The organism is Candidatus Eisenbacteria bacterium (assembly GCA_013140805.1).
In the GTDB taxonomy this organism is placed as follows: domain Bacteria; phylum Eisenbacteria; class RBG-16-71-46; order RBG-16-71-46; family RBG-16-71-46; genus JABFRW01.
On record JABFRW010000163.1, the window covers coordinates 1 to 14056 of the forward strand.

11 protein-coding genes are annotated in these 14056 nt (G+C 66.5%); all 11 read right to left on the bottom strand.

Annotated features, from left to right (window positions below; translation table 11 throughout):
* Window positions 1-1292: aminomethyl-transferring glycine dehydrogenase subunit GcvPB (gcvPB, locus tag HOP12_12625; protein NOT34991.1), on the bottom strand; the 1292-nt coding region annotated here is incomplete at its 3' end.
* Window positions 1289-2635, bottom strand: coding sequence for an aminomethyl-transferring glycine dehydrogenase subunit GcvPA (gene gcvPA / locus HOP12_12630; GenBank protein NOT34992.1), 1347 nt, complete (start codon window positions 2633-2635; stop codon window positions 1289-1291). The genes gcvPA and gcvPB, both read right to left, overlap by 4 nt.
* Window positions 2632-3021 (bottom strand): glycine cleavage system protein GcvH, encoded by a 390-nt coding sequence (gene gcvH, locus HOP12_12635; protein NOT34993.1) that lies wholly within the window; start codon window positions 3019-3021, stop codon window positions 2632-2634. Before gcvH ends, gcvPA begins: the two co-directional genes overlap by 4 nt.
* A 40-nt stretch (window positions 3022-3061) precedes the next feature.
* Window positions 3062-4168: a glycine cleavage system aminomethyltransferase GcvT gene (gene gcvT / locus HOP12_12640; protein NOT34994.1), complete on the bottom strand. Its 1107-nt coding sequence runs from the start codon at window positions 4166-4168 to the stop codon at window positions 3062-3064.
* 55 nt (window positions 4169-4223) lie between these two features.
* The gene (gene kbl / locus HOP12_12645) at window positions 4224-5432 is read right to left on the bottom strand and encodes a glycine C-acetyltransferase (GenBank protein NOT34995.1); all 1209 of its coding nucleotides are present in this window, start codon (window positions 5430-5432) and stop codon (window positions 4224-4226) included.
* 1 nt (window position 5433) lies between these two features.
* Window positions 5434-6489 carry an L-threonine 3-dehydrogenase gene (gene tdh / locus HOP12_12650; GenBank protein NOT34996.1) on the bottom strand — a complete coding sequence of 352 codons (1056 nt, stop codon included), beginning with the start codon at window positions 6487-6489 and terminating at the stop codon, window positions 5434-5436.
* A gap of 62 nt (window positions 6490-6551) precedes the next feature.
* Window positions 6552-9446 carry an excinuclease ABC subunit UvrA gene (gene uvrA / locus HOP12_12655; protein NOT34997.1) on the bottom strand — a complete coding sequence of 965 codons (2895 nt, stop codon included), beginning with the start codon at window positions 9444-9446 and terminating at the stop codon, window positions 6552-6554.
* 78 nt (window positions 9447-9524) lie between these two features.
* A complete protein-coding gene (locus tag HOP12_12660) occupies window positions 9525-10796 on the bottom strand; it encodes an FtsX-like permease family protein (GenBank protein NOT34998.1) in 1272 nt (423 codons plus the stop codon).
* Between the two features lie 2 nt (window positions 10797-10798).
* Window positions 10799-12016, bottom strand: a complete 1218-nt coding sequence (locus HOP12_12665; protein NOT34999.1) for an FtsX-like permease family protein — start codon at window positions 12014-12016, stop codon at window positions 10799-10801.
* Window positions 12013-12729 carry an ABC transporter ATP-binding protein gene (locus HOP12_12670; protein NOT35000.1) on the bottom strand — a complete coding sequence of 239 codons (717 nt, stop codon included), beginning with the start codon at window positions 12727-12729 and terminating at the stop codon, window positions 12013-12015. Before HOP12_12670 ends, HOP12_12665 begins: the two co-directional genes overlap by 4 nt.
* 10 nt (window positions 12730-12739) lie before the next feature.
* The gene (locus tag HOP12_12675; protein ID NOT35001.1) at window positions 12740-14044 is read right to left on the bottom strand and encodes an efflux RND transporter periplasmic adaptor subunit; all 1305 of its coding nucleotides are present in this window, start codon (window positions 14042-14044) and stop codon (window positions 12740-12742) included.
* Between the last annotated feature and the right edge of the window lie 12 nt (window positions 14045-14056).

The following is a 14056-nucleotide window of genomic DNA, read 5'->3' on the forward strand; positions in this document are numbered from 1 at the left end:
GTCTCGGTGGGCTCGATCATCATGGCCTCTTCGACGATGAGCGGAAAGTAAACGGTCGGCGCGTGCACTCCGAAGTCGAGCAGGCGCTTCGCGACGTCGAGAGTCTTGATGCCATGACGGCGCAGACCTCGGCCGCTCACGACGAACTCGTGCATGCAGTGATCGGGAAACGGCAGCTCGTAGGATCCGGCCAGCCGCCGCATGAGGTAATTCGCGTTGAGGATCGCGGTGCGGCTGACCTGTCGCAGGCCGTCGGGGCCGAGCGTCGAGATGTAGGCCAGCGCTCGCAGCAGAATCCCGAAATTGCCGTAGAACGAATGCACCCGACCGACCGATTGCGGCCGTTCGAAATCGCTCACGAGCCGGCCGCCGTGTTCGCGCACCACCGGCACCGGCAGGAACGGTTCGAGGTGCGAAGCCACCGCGACGGGGCCGGCGCCGGGTCCACCGCCGCCGTGAGGCGTCGAAAACGTCTTGTGCACGTTGATGTGCATGACGTCGAAGCCCAGATCACCGGGGCGCACGTGACCGACCAGCGCATTCAGGTTGGCGCCATCCATGTAGCATTGAGCGCCGACCGCGTGGGCGAGGCGTGTGACCTCGAGGATCTCGGGCTCGAACAACCCGAGCGTGCTCGGCACCGTGACCATGATCGCGGCCGCGCGATCGTCGAGTTCGCGCCGGAACGCTTCGATGTCGACGTGGCCGTTGGCGCCCGACGGCACCGTCACGGTCTCCCATCCCATCAGATTCACGCTCGCGGGGTTGGTGCCGTGCGCGGAGTCCGGAATGATGACGCGACGGCGGCGATCGCCTTCGCCGCGCGACCGGTGGTAGTCGCGGATCAGCAGCAGCCCGGTCATCTCGCCATGCGCGCCGGCGGCGGGTTGCGATGCCACCGCATCGAAACCGGTGATTTCGGCCAGGGCGCGCTGCAGATCGAAGATCACGCGCAGCGCACCCTGACTCGCTTCGTCTCCCGCGAGCGGATGTGCGAGCGCGAAGCCCGGCAGCGACGCGAGCTCGTCGTTGATCTTGGGATTGTGCTTCATGGTGCAGGAACCGAGCGGGTAGAGCCCGCGATCGATGTGATGGTTCAAGATCGAGAGCTCGACGAAATGGCGAACCACTTCGGGCTCGCTGACCTGCGGCAGATCCAGCGTCTCGCGCAGCCGCGCGCCTTTGAGAAGCTCCGAGAGCGGACGGATCGGTACGTCGACCGCCGGAAGGCGTGGACCCCGATGCCCGGGGCCACCTTGCTCGATCAACAGACGCCGTGGCATGCCGCTCATCGGGCACCTCCCGCGCGCCGCAGCGCAGCGGCCCACGCATCGATCTCGACTGCGCTGCGCTGTTCGGTGACCGCGACCAGCAGCATTCGCTTCCATTCGGGTCGGAACTGCGCCAGGTCGACGCCCGGCAGCACGCCGGTCGTGAGCGCTTCGCGGATCACGATCCGCGCATCGACCGGGCACTCGAGCACGAATTCGCGGAAGAACGCACCGTCGTGGACCACCCGGTACCCCGGGATCGCTGCCGCGAGTCGCGCCGCATGATGGGTCTTCTGAACGCAGGACTCCGCGACTTCGCGCAGGCCTTCGCGGCCGAGCAGTCCCAGGTAGATCGTGGCGCGCAGTGCGAGCAGTCCCTGATTCGTGCAGATGTTCGATGTCGCCTTCTCGCGTCGGATGTGCTGCTCGCGAGTCTGGAGCGTGAGCACGAATCCGCGCCGCCCCTGAGAGTCGACGGTCTGCGCCGCGAGTCGACCCGGCATGCGGCGCACCAGCGCTTCGGAGCAGGCGAAGAAGCCGAGCACCGGCCCGCCGAAGCTCGGCGGATTACCGAGGCTCTGCCCCTCTCCCACGACGATGTCCGCGCCTGCGGGGCTGCGGCCGGGCGGCTCGAGCAGCGCGAGCGCGATGGGATCGCAGCAGGCGATCGCAAGTGCGCCGGAAGTGCGGGCGAGCGCGTTCAGAGCCTGCGGGTTCTCGAGCACGCCGAAGAAGTTCGGGTGCTGGTAGATCACGGCCGCCACGTCCCCGCCGAGGGCCGCCTGGAGGTCGTCGGGCGCGCACTGCCCGCCGTGCTCGGCCACCAGCGTGACGTCGTGACCGTCGAGATAGGTGTTCAGAACCGCCAGGTAGTTCGGATGCACCGCGCCTGCGACCACGACGCGCGCACGGCCGGTCTGGTGGCGCGCGAGCAGCACCGCCTCGGCCAGTGCGGTCGCGCCGTCGTACATCGAGGCATTCGCAACCGCGCAGCCTGTCAACTCGACGATCATGCTCTGGAACTCGAAGATCGCCGTCAGCGAGCCCTGCGCGACCTCGGGCTGATAGGGCGTGTAGGCGGTCGCGAATTCGCTCCGTCCTGCCACCGCGGCGAGTGCCGAAGGAATGTAGTGGTCGTAGATTCCGCCGCCGAGAAAGGACACCGCGTGCGCCGCAGCATTCTGCTGCGCCCACGCACCGAACCGACGGCGCAGCTCGATCTCAGAGGCAGCGGCGGGAATCGCAACCGGCTCGGAGCGGCGCGCTTCCGCGGGAATCGCGGCAATCAGATCTTCGAACGCTCCGACCCCGATCGCGTCCAGCATGCGGCGCTCTTCCGCGGGGGTCAGTCCGACGTAGCTCACGCGTGCTGCTCCTCGATCAGCCGGGAGTAATCGTCGTGCGAAAGCAGCTTCAGGATGCCGGCGGGATCCGCCGGCCGGATCCGTACCATCCAGCCGTCACCGTACGGCGATTGATTCACGAGCGCCGGATTGTCGGCCAGCGCCCCGTTCACTTCGATGACCTCGCCCGCCAGCGGTGCGAACAGATCACTCACGGTCTTGACCGCCTCGACCACGCCGAACGGCTTCGTGGCTTCGAGCTTGCGACCGACCTCGGGAAGCTCGACGAACACCACGTCCCCGAGCTGATCGGTCGCATAGCTGGTGATGCCGACGGTCACGACGCCGCCCTCGAGGCGAGCCCACTCGTGTTCCGCCGTATATCTGAGATCTTCGGGATAGCTCAATGCGAGATCCTCCGCGCGGGCATCGACGCCGGGCTCGTGCCTAGCGATGCGTGCCCTGGGTATAGAACGGACGTTTCACCGTGCGGACCGGAATGCGAGTGCTGCCCGCGACCACTTCGAGCGCGGTGCCGAGTGCGGCGCTGGCGCTGTCGACGTACGCCATCGCGATCGCGCGTTCGAGCGAGGGACCGAAGGCACCACTGGTCACCGTGCCGACCGCACGTCCGTCGCGTTCGATCGCCATGCCGTGACGTGGAACCCGCCGCCCCTCGGCCTCGAGTCCCACCAGCCGGCGCGCCGCGCCTTCCTGCTTCTGACGCACCAGCACCTCGCGGCCTGCGAAGTCGGACTTTCCGAGTTTGACCGTCCAGCCGAGTCCTGCCGCCAACGGCGAGGTTGAGTCGTCGATATCGTTTCCATACAACATGTACGCCATCTCGAGGCGCAGCGTGTCGCGCGCACCCAGGCCGATCGGTTCGAGTCCGTGAGGTGCACCCGCCGAGAACAGCTGCTCCCAGATCGTGGCGGCATGGCGCGGATGGAAGTACAGCTCGAAGCCGTCCTCACCGGTGTAGCCGGTGCGCGAAATCACCGCGTCGACACCGAACACCGGCCCGATCATGAAACGGTAGTAGCCGAGCACGAGCGCGGCGGCTGGAACGTGATCCCTCAGCACCTCCGCGGCGCGCGGGCCCTGCAGCGCGAGCAGCGCGAGGTCCTCGGAGACGTCGGTGAGCGTGGCGTCGGCCGGACACTGTTCCGCGAGCCATGCGAAGTCCTTCGCGATGTTGCTCGCGTTGACGACCACCATGTGGTGATCGGCTGCGCGATAGATCAGCGCGTCGTCGACGATGCCGCCATCGGGCCGGCAGATCGGCGTGTAGAGCGCCTGCCCGACCTCGAGCGCCGCGACGTCGTTGGTGACGGCTCGATCCAGAAAGCCCACGGCGCCCGCTCCGGTGACGCGAAATTCGCCCATGTGCGAGACGTCGAACAGCCCCACACCGGTTCGCACCCGGCGGTGCTCCTCGACGTCCCCCCGATAGCGGAGCGGCATCTCGTAGCCGGCGAAATCCACCAGCTTCGCGCCGGCGGCGCGGTGTTGTTCGAAGAACGGAGTGCGCTTGAGGGTGGTCGCGGAGGACATGATGCAGACTCCCGGTGAGAAGGCGATCGCACGGTATCGAAAGGTCACACTCGAATCAAGACGACGCGGTCTTCAACACTCCGAGCTCGCGACCGGCCTGCGCGAATGCTTCGATCGCGCGTTCGAGATGATGCCGCTCGTGCGCCGCCGACACCTGCACGCGGATCCGCGCCTGACCCTTCGGGACCACCGGGAAGGAGAACCCGATCACGTAGATCCCGAGTTCGAGCAGCCGACGCGCCATGTCGTGAGCGAGCCGCTCGTCGTACAGCATGATGGGCACGATCGGATGATGCCCGGGTTTGAGCTCGAAGCCTGCCGCCCGCATCCCGTCACGGAACAGTCGCGTATTCGCCTCGAGGCGATCGCGCAACGCCGTGGACTCGGACAGCAGGTCGAGCACCGCGAGGCTCGCGCCGACCACCGCGGGCGGCAGACTGTTCGAGAACAGGTACGGTCGCGAACGCTGGCGCAGCATCGCGATGATCTCGCGCCGACCGCTGGTGAAGCCACCGAGTGCGCCGCCGAGCGCCTTGCCGAGCGTGCCGGTGAGGATGTCGACGCGACCCATCACCCCGCAGTGCTCGGTGCTCCCGCGCCCGTTCGCACCCAGGAATCCGGTCGCATGACAGTCGTCGACCATCACGAGCGCACGATAGCGATCCGCCAGTTCACAGATTGCCGCCAGATTCGCGATCGTGCCGTCCATGCTGAAGACGCCGTCGGTCACGATCATCCGATGGCGAGTTCCGCGCTCGACCGCTTCCCGAAGGCATCGCTCGAGGTCGGCCATGTCGTTGGTTTCGTAGCGCCATCGCTGCGCCTTGCACAGCCGCACGCCGTCGATGATCGACGCGTGGTTGAGCGCGTCGGAAACGATCGCGTCCGCTTCGCCGAGCAGCGGTTCGAACACGCCGCCATTCGCGTCGAAGCACGCGGCATAGAGAATCGTGTCCTCGGTACCCAGAAACTCCGAGATGCGCTGCTCGAGACGCCGATGCAGGTCTTGCGTGCCGCAGATGAAGCGCACCGACGAGAGTCCGAAGCCGTGGCTGTCGATCGCACGGTGTGCCGCCTCGATCACGCGCGCGTCGCTCGAAAGCCCCAGATAGTTGTTCGCGCACATCACCACGACCTGGCGGCCGTCGGTCAAGCGCACTTCGGCGCCCTGTGCGGACGCCAGGACGCGTTCGTCCTTCCACAGGCCGCCGGCACGAATCGCCTCGAGTTCGGACTCGAGTTGAGGCTTCAGCGTCTCGAACACGTCACGCCTCCTCGCCCCACGGCACCAGCACCACCTTGCCGGCCTGCCCCGAGCGCAGCAGCGCGATCGCCTCGTCGAAGCGCTCCATCGGCATCTGGTGCGTGATCGCGGGACGGATGTCGAGCTTGCCCGAGCCCAACAGGTTGTCCATCTGATACCAGCTGTCGTACATGCGTCGACCGACGATGCCGTGAATCGTGATCCCCTTGAAGATCACGAGGCGATTCCAGTCGAGTTCGAACGGCTCGTGCGGCAGGCCGAGCAGCGACAGGCGGCCGCCGTTGCGCAGCGCCGCGAGTCCGTCCCGCATCGCCGTCGGGTTGCCCGACATCTCGAGCACGCCGTCGAGGCCGTGGCCTCCGGTGAGCGCGCGCGTCCGCTCGACGAAGTTCTCCTGCGCCGGATTGATCAGCGCATCGGCCTGCATGCGCTTCGCGAGCTCGAGTCGATAGGGCGAAACGTCGGAGGCGATCACGCGCACGGCACCCGCCGCGCGCGCCACGCCGATCGCGAACAGGCCGATCGGGCCGCACCCGGTCACCGCGATGTTGCAACCCGACAGCGGCCCCGCGAATGCAGTGTGAACGGCGTTCCCGAGCGGCTCCATCACGCCCGCGACCTCGATCGGCACGTTCGCAGGGGCCGGCCAGGCATTGCTCGCCGGCACCACCACGTATTCGGCGAAACCGCCGTTCACATCGACGCCGAGGATCCGCGTGTTCTCGCACACGTGCGCATAGCCGGTCCGGCACGCGACGCAGTGGTCGCACACGATGTGACTCTCGCAGGAGACCCGGTCGCCGGATTGGACGTTCGTGACCGCGGAGCCGATCGCGACGACTTCGCCGACGAACTCGTGCCCGAGCGTCACCGGAGGACGGATGCGTCCCTGCGACCAGCCGTCCCACACGTAAATGTGCAGATCGGTGCCGCACACTCCCGCGCGCTTCACCTTGAGCAGCAGGTCGCGCGGCCCGGGAGACGGCACGGGCACTTCGCGAATCTCGGCGCCGGGTGCGGACGCGGTCTTGACGATCGCCCGCATGGTCGTTGGAATCGCCGTTGGACGGCCTGCGGAAGCCGGCGCCGGAGTGGACGTGGGTGCGGTGGATCGAACGGTCATGGAGTGAGCAGGGCGCGAAGGGCCTGGCCGGTATGAGAGCTCCGCACGCGCGCCACCGCTTCGGGAGTTCCGGCGGCCACCACGTGGCCGCCCCGGTCGCCGCCTTCCGGCCCCAGATCCACGAGCCAGTCGGCCGACTTGATGACATCGAGGTTGTGTTCGATCACCACCACGCTGTTGCCGCGCTCGACCAGGGCCTGCAGTACTTCCAGAAGTGCGCGCACATCTTCGAAGTGCAGGCCGGTGGTCGGTTCGTCGAGAACGTACAGCGTCCTCCCGGTCGCCACGCGCGACAGTTCGGTCGCGAGTTTGACCCGCTGCGCTTCGCCACCCGACAACGTGGTGGCCGACTGCCCGAGGTGGATGTAGCCGAGCCCTACCGAGCGCAGCGTTTCGAGCTTGCGTCGCAGCGCCGGCACCGCGCCGAGGAACTCGAGCCCCTCCTCGACCGTCATCTCCAGCACATCGGCGATCGAGCGCCCCTTGTAGAGCACTTCGAGGGTCTCGCGATCGTAGCGACGCCCGTGACAGATCTCACACTTCACGTAGACGTCCGGCAGGAAGTGCATCTCGATGCGCCGCACACCATCGCCCTGACAGTGCTCGCATCGGCCGCCCTTCACGTTGAACGAGAAGCGCCCCGGTCCGTATCCGCGCACCTTGGATTCCGGCAGCTGAGCGAACAGGTCGCGGATGAAGTTGAAGGCACCGGTGTAGGTCGCGGGATTCGATCGCGGGGTGCGTCCGATCGGGCTCTGGTCGATCGCCACCACCTTGTCGAGGTGATCGAGACCCTCGATCTTGCGATGCGGGGCCGGCACCGCCGCGGCGTCGTTCAGATGCCGCTCGAGTGCCGCGAGCAGGATGTCATTGACGAGCGTGCTCTTGCCGGAGCCCGACACACCGCTCACGCACACCAGTCGTCCGAGCGGGAACTCGACGTCGATCTGTTTGAGGTTGTTCGCCCGAGCGCCCCGCACCGTGAGCATCTGTCCGTTGCCGGCGCGTCGCTGCTTCGGAATCTCGATGCGACGCACCCCCGACAGGTATTCGCCGGTCAGAGAGCCGGCCGTCGCGGCGACCTCTTCGGGACGACCGGCTGCGACGAGTCGCCCACCATGCCGCCCGGCCCCGGGCCCCAGATCCAGCAGCCAGTCGGCGGCGCGCATCGTCTCTTCGTCGTGTTCGACCACCACCAGCGTGTTCCCCAGATCCCGCAGTTGAAGCAGAGTGCGAAGCAATCGCTGGTTGTCGCGATGGTGCAGCCCGATCGAGGGCTCGTCGAGGATGTAGAGCACGCCGGTCAGCTGCGAGCCGATCTGGGTCGCGAGTCGGATACGTTGCGCCTCGCCGCCGGCGAGCGTTCCCGCGGTACGGTCGAGCGTCAGGTAGCCGAGTCCCACGTCGTCGAGGAATCCGAGCCGGCTGGTGATCTCCTTCAACACCGGGGCCGCGATCACGGAGGCCGGGCCCTTCCACTCGAGCGCGGCCGCACGTTCGCGCGCGCTCGCGACCGAGAGTGCGCACCAGGCTCCGATGTCGATGCCGTCGATCAGCACCGCGAGGCTCTCCTTGCGCAGCCGCTTGCCGCCGCACCCGGCGCACGGAGTCGGATTCATGAGCCCGCCGATCCACTTGCGGACCGATTCACTGGTGGTCTCACGGTAGCGGCGTTCGAGGTTCGGGATCACGCCTTCAAAACGGCCGTGATGCACCCACGAGGAGCCCTTCTTGAGCTTGAACTCGTAACGGAGCTGACGCTCCCCCGCGCCCTGAAGCAGCATCTCGCGCACGCGCGTGGCCAGCTTCTTCCACGGCGTGTCGAGCGAGAACTTGAACGACTTGGCGAGTGCTTCGAGCGTGCCGCCGACCCACGTCCCTTCGGCGTCACCCCACGCGGCGATCGCATTGCCCCGAATACTGAGGCTCGGATCCGGGACCACGCGGTCAGGATCCACGCGCATCAGCGTCCCCAGACCGTCGCACGCCTTGCAGGCGCCGTACGGCGAATTGAAGGAGAAGCTCTTGGGTTCGACGATCGGGACGCTGGTGCCGCATTTGGGGCACGCGGAGCCCTGGCTGAAGTGCAGGTCGTCTGCACCGTCGCGCGCGACCGTCAGCATGCCGTTGCCGAGCGCGAGCGCAGCTTCGACCGAGTCGGCAAGCCGCGATCGGGAGGAAGCCTCGAGCGTGAGCCGATCGACCACCACGTCGATGTCGTGGCGCTTGGTCTTGGCGAGTTTCTCGATGCCGTCCAGCTCGACCCACGCGCCGTCGGTTCGCGCGCGCAGGTAGCCCTGCTTGCGGATCTGCTCCAGCTCCTTGCGGTACTCCCCTTTGCGCCCGCGCACGAACGGCGCCAGCACCGCGACCTTGCGGCCGCCGCATTCAGCGAGGATCTGATCGACGATCTCGGAGGTGGTCTGTCGCCGGGTGCGAGTGCCGCAGGACGGGCAGTGCTGGACACCGAGGCGCGCGAACAGCAGCCGCAGATAGTCGTAGATCTCGGTGATGGTCGCCACCGTCGAGCGCGGATTCGATCCGGCGCTGCGCTGCTCGATCGCGATCGCAGGACTCAGGCCCTCGATCGCGTCGACGTCGGGCTTTTCCATCTGGCCGAGGAATTGCCGCGCATACGCCGACAGCGACTCGACGTAGCGGCGCTGACCCTCGGCGTAGAGCGTGTCGAACGCGAGCGAGGACTTCCCGGAACCCGACACGCCGGTCACCACGATCAGACTCTGGCGCGGTAGCCGCAGCGAAAGGTTCTGCAGATTGTGCTCGCGCGCGCCCCGGATGACGATGTCGGTCAGCGGTGTGACGCTGCGACGCGTGAGATCGTGACCGGGACCGTGACGGCGCGTGGAAGGCTCTTCGGTGCGGGTCGCCATGGGCCGGGGACTATAGCATTCCGCGCCGGCTCCGGAAGTCCCGCGCGCGCCGCGATGTGGCACGCGCGGGGCGCTGCGCTACTCGTAGCGCAGCGAGTCGACCGGATCGAGGCGCGAGGCGCGCACGGCCGGATAGAGTCCGAAGAAAATGCCGACCGTGGCCGAGAACACCAGCGCCAGCACCACGGACCAGGGCGAGACGTAGGTGGGCAGCGGACTGAGTGCCTTGACCAGCCACGAGATCCCCGCCCCCAGCAGGACTCCGATCGCGCCGCCGAGCGCGGTCAGCATCATCGACTCGACCAGGAACTGGGTCAGGATGGCGCGCCGCGGCGCGCCCAGCGCCTTGCGGATGCCGATCTCACGCGTTCGCTCGGTGACCGCGACCAGCATGATGTTCATCACTCCGATCCCGCCGACCAGCAGCGAAATCGACGAGATGAGCGTCATCAGCGCCACGATTCCACCGGTGATCTGCTGGTAGATCTGGAGGAATGCGTCGTCGGTGAAGATCGCGAAGTCGTTCAGCTTGTTGCTCGGCAGGTGTCGCCTCACGCGCAGCACCTCGATGATCTGTTGCTGCGCGATGTCGTTCTGCTCCGGCGACCACGCAATCGCGTCGAGGAACAGCTCACCGCGTTTCGGGAACCACGGAGGGACGTCCTGTGGCGACGGGAAGTTCTTGTCGATCGTGGTGTACGGCACCGCGGCGACCTGATCGAAATTATTGCCGAGAAAGCGTCCCTTGGCCTCGAACTCGCCGATCACCGTGAACGGAATGTCCCCGATGTGCACGCGCTGGCCGAGCCCGCTGCCGTCGCCGAACAAGGCTTCCCGGACGTCCTTGCCGAGCACCACCACGTTCGCGTTGCGTTCCACCTCTTCCGTGGTGAAGAAGCGCCCACGCGCGAGGTCGTAGCCGTGCGTGATGAGGTAGTCCTCGTTGGTGCCGTAGACGAACGTGAAGCGCGTGAGCTTGTCACGGTAGCGAAGCTTGAGATCGGCCCACGGCCACTTGAACGGAGCGATCGCGCGCACCGCGGGAGCACCGGCCAGAATCGCGCGCGCATCGTCCATCGAAAAGGCACGCCGCTGGCGCAGGCTGTCGGGGATTCCGCCGGGGCCGAGGTTCACGCCCGGGCGGATGCGGCGGATGTAGATCGTGTTGTTGCCGATCGACTGGATGCTCTTCTCGAACGAGCGCTGAAAACCGTTGATCAGCGCCACCATGCCGATCACCGTGCCGACCCCGATCACGATGCCGAGCAGCGCGAGCACCGACCGCAGACGGTTGGCGAACAGTGCCTGCGCCGCCATGCGCAGCGTCTCGCCCAGAAACCAGAAGTTCATGGCTACTCGTACCTCAATGCTTCGATCGGATCGAGCCGCGAGGCACGCACCGCGGGGTACGAGCCGAAGAAGATACCGACCGCCGACGAGAGCAGAATGCCCATGACGATGGCCGGCATACTGACCGCCGCAGGGAGCGGACTGACGGCCCCGACCAGCAGAGCAAGTCCGGTGCCGATCGCGATTCCGGTCACACCGCCAGCGAGCGAGAGCGTGGTCGACTCCACCAGGAACTGCGTCAGGATGTCGCGACGCCGCGCGCCGAGCGCCTTTCGCACGCCGATCTCACGCGTCCGCTCGGTGACCGACACCAGCATGATGTTCATGATCACGATGCCGCCCACCAGCAGGGCGATCGATGCGACCCCGATCGTCACGACGAAGATGCCGCCGGTGAGATTGCGATAGAGATCCATGATGTTGTCCGACGTGATGATTCCGAAATCGTCGGGCGCGCCCGGGCGCAGGTGATGCCGCCCGCGCAGCACGTTTCGGACCTCCTGCTGAGCGACCGGCAACGCGGCCTGATCGATGCTCTTGACCGCGATGTCGACGGTCTGGCGGTCCGCCTTGTACTTGAGGAACGTGCGAACCGGAATCCATACGAAGCGATCCTGATTCTCGCCCAGCACACTGCCCTTCTTCTTGGTGACGCCGATCACCTCGTAGCTCTCTGCGCCGATGCGAACCTGACGTCCCAACGGGTCGAGGTTCTCGAACAGCTCGCTGGCGACCTCGGGCGCGATCACGCACACCAATCGCCGGCGCGAGTCGTCGATGTCCGACAGGTGCCGACCGCGCTCGATCGCGACGTCGTCGACCACCTCGTATCCGGTTCCTCGGCCGCGCACCTGAATGTTGCGGACCACCTTCGCCTTATGGCGTACCGAGTACTGTCCGTTCGTCATCGCGACGACGATCGATGCGTGACGCACCGTGAGTCGCAGCGCCTCGGCGTCCTCGGGGGTGATGTCGGGACGGCCGACCGCGTCCTCCCATGCTTCCTGCGACATGATGAGGCCGTACTTGTCGACGTAGAAGACGTTCGAGCCGGCCGACAGCAGCTTGTCCGAGACATAGCGGTTGAGTCCCTCGACGAACGACACCACCGCGATCACCGACGCGACCCCGATGATGGTCCCGAGCAGCGTCAGGAACGAACGTAGCTTGTTCGCCCGCAACGCGGCCAGAGCGATTCCGACGCTCTCGCGAAGGTTCATGACGCGGAAGCCGCCCGCGGCATCCCGGCCCGCTTCGAGTCGTCGCGGACGTCGCTCTCGATTTTGCCGTCCCGCATGCGCACCACGCGATTCGCATGCGCCGCGACGTCGGCTTCGTGCGTGACGAGGATCACGGTGTTGCCTTCGCGCCAGATCTCGGCAAACGCGGCCATGATCTCTTCGCCGGTCGCGCTGTCGAGATTGCCGGTCGGTTCGTCGGCCAGAATGATGCTGGGACGATTGACCAGCGCGCGCGCGATCGCGACGCGCTGCCGCTGCCCGCCCGACAGTTCGTTCGGGCGATGCTTCATGCGATCCGCGAGCCCGACTCGGGTGAGCGCTTCCTTGGCACGCTTGCGTCGGTCCTCGTGACGCATGCCCGCGTAAACCAGCGGCAGTTCGACGTTGTGCAGCGCATCGGCGCGGGCCAGAAGATTGAAGGTCTGGAAAACAAACCCGATCTCCTGATTCCGGATGCGGGCGAGTTCGTCGTCGCTCATGCTCGCGATTTCGTGGTCCTTGAGTCGATAGGTTCCATGGGTCGGCGTGTCGAGGCAGCCGAGGATGTTCATGAGCGTGGACTTGCCGGAGCCCGAGGGCCCCATGATCGCCACGTACTCGTTCTCGGCGATGTCGAGGTCGACGCCGTTGAGCGCCCGCACCTCTTCGGTCCCGACCTGGTACACCCGCTGCAGATCACGAATCTGGATCAGCACGAGATCCTCACTTGCCGGCGCGGCCGGGGCCCGAGGTTTCCTTCCGGACTTTTCCGTTCGGCTTGAGCTCGCGCAACGCCTTGTAGGGCCCAGTCACGACTTCATCCTTCTCGGCGATCTCTCCGAAGATCTCGATCATGGTCTCGCTCGCGATCCCGGTGCGAACCGGCTTGAAGGTCGCAACGCCGTCCTTGACCACGAACACTCCGGTGATCTCCTTGTCGCGCCGCCCGGTCGTGTCCTCCTCGGCGGCCACCGCGTCTCCCTTACGACTCTTCGGAGCCCTGGCCGTCTTGCCGGCCTTGCTCTTCGCGGCACGCTCCAGCTCGCGTTCGGTCCGAACCACGACGGCCTGGATCGGCACCGAGAGCGTCTTGTCATGCGTCGCGGTTTCGACGTCAACGTCCGCGGTCATTCCGGGCCGAATCTCGGGAACCGAGATGTCGAACACGACTTTGACCTCGAAATTGGTCTGACCGTCGCTGCCGGCCGACAGCGTGCGCATGGCGGTGCTTCCGATCTCGACCACGGTGCCGGGGAACGTGGTGTCGGGGAACGCATCCACCGTGATCTTGGCTTTCTGCCCGAGCTTGACGTCCACTACGTCGGTCTCGTCGACGTCGGCACGAACCAGCATTCGCGACATGTCCGAAACCGTCAGGATCTGCGTGCCCGGATTGTTCATGGTTCCCGTGATCACGATCTCGCCCTGCTCGACGTTCAACGCGCTCACCACGCCGTCGAATGGCGCCGTGAAACGAGTCTTGCTGAGGTTGTCGGCCGAGCCCTGCGCCGCCGCGCGCGCCCGAGCGACTTCCTCGTTCGCCGCCGCCGAGGAACTGCGTGCGCCTTCATAGGCCTGCGTCGCCTGATCCCACTCCTGCTGCGAGAGCAGGCGCTGCTCGAACAGCTGCCGCTGCCGAGCGTAGGCCGCCTCGGACACCTTCAGAGACGCATCCGCCTCGCGGCGACGGGCCTCTGCCGATGCCAGCGCGGCGCGGGTCTGATCGTACGCCGAGCGATATTGCGTGTCGTCGAGTTGCAGCAGCAGTTGGCCACGCTTGACCCGGTCGCCTTCTTTGACCGCAAGGCGGCTGATCTTGCCGACCACGTCGGCGCTGACATTGACCTGGGTGCGCGCCTCGATCTTGCCGGGCGACCGCACGCGGGAAGTCACCGCCTCGTTTCGAACCCGACTCAATTGCACCGGAGTGCCCTTGTTGCCGGATCCGCGCGACATGTTCGCGACCACCACCACCACCACGAGTAGTGCGGCGAGCCCGATCCACAGCCACTTCATCTTGCCCTTCATGTGCGACCGCTC

Bases quoted from the DNA above. Each gene is read 5' to 3' on its own strand.
- uvrA (NOT34997.1), bottom strand. From the start codon at position 9,446: ATGGCGACCCGCACCGAAGAGCCTTCCACGCGCCGTCACGGTCCCGGT.
- HOP12_12665 (NOT34999.1), bottom strand. From the start codon at position 12,016: ATGAACCTTCGCGAGAGCGTCGGAATCGCTCTGGCCGCGTTGCGGGCG.
- gcvT (NOT34994.1), bottom strand. From the start codon at position 4,168: ATGTCCTCCGCGACCACCCTCAAGCGCACTCCGTTCTTCGAACAACAC.
- HOP12_12660 (NOT34998.1), bottom strand. From the start codon at position 10,796: ATGAACTTCTGGTTTCTGGGCGAGACGCTGCGCATGGCGGCGCAGGCA.
- HOP12_12675 (NOT35001.1), bottom strand. From the start codon at position 14,044: ATGAAGGGCAAGATGAAGTGGCTGTGGATCGGGCTCGCCGCACTACTC.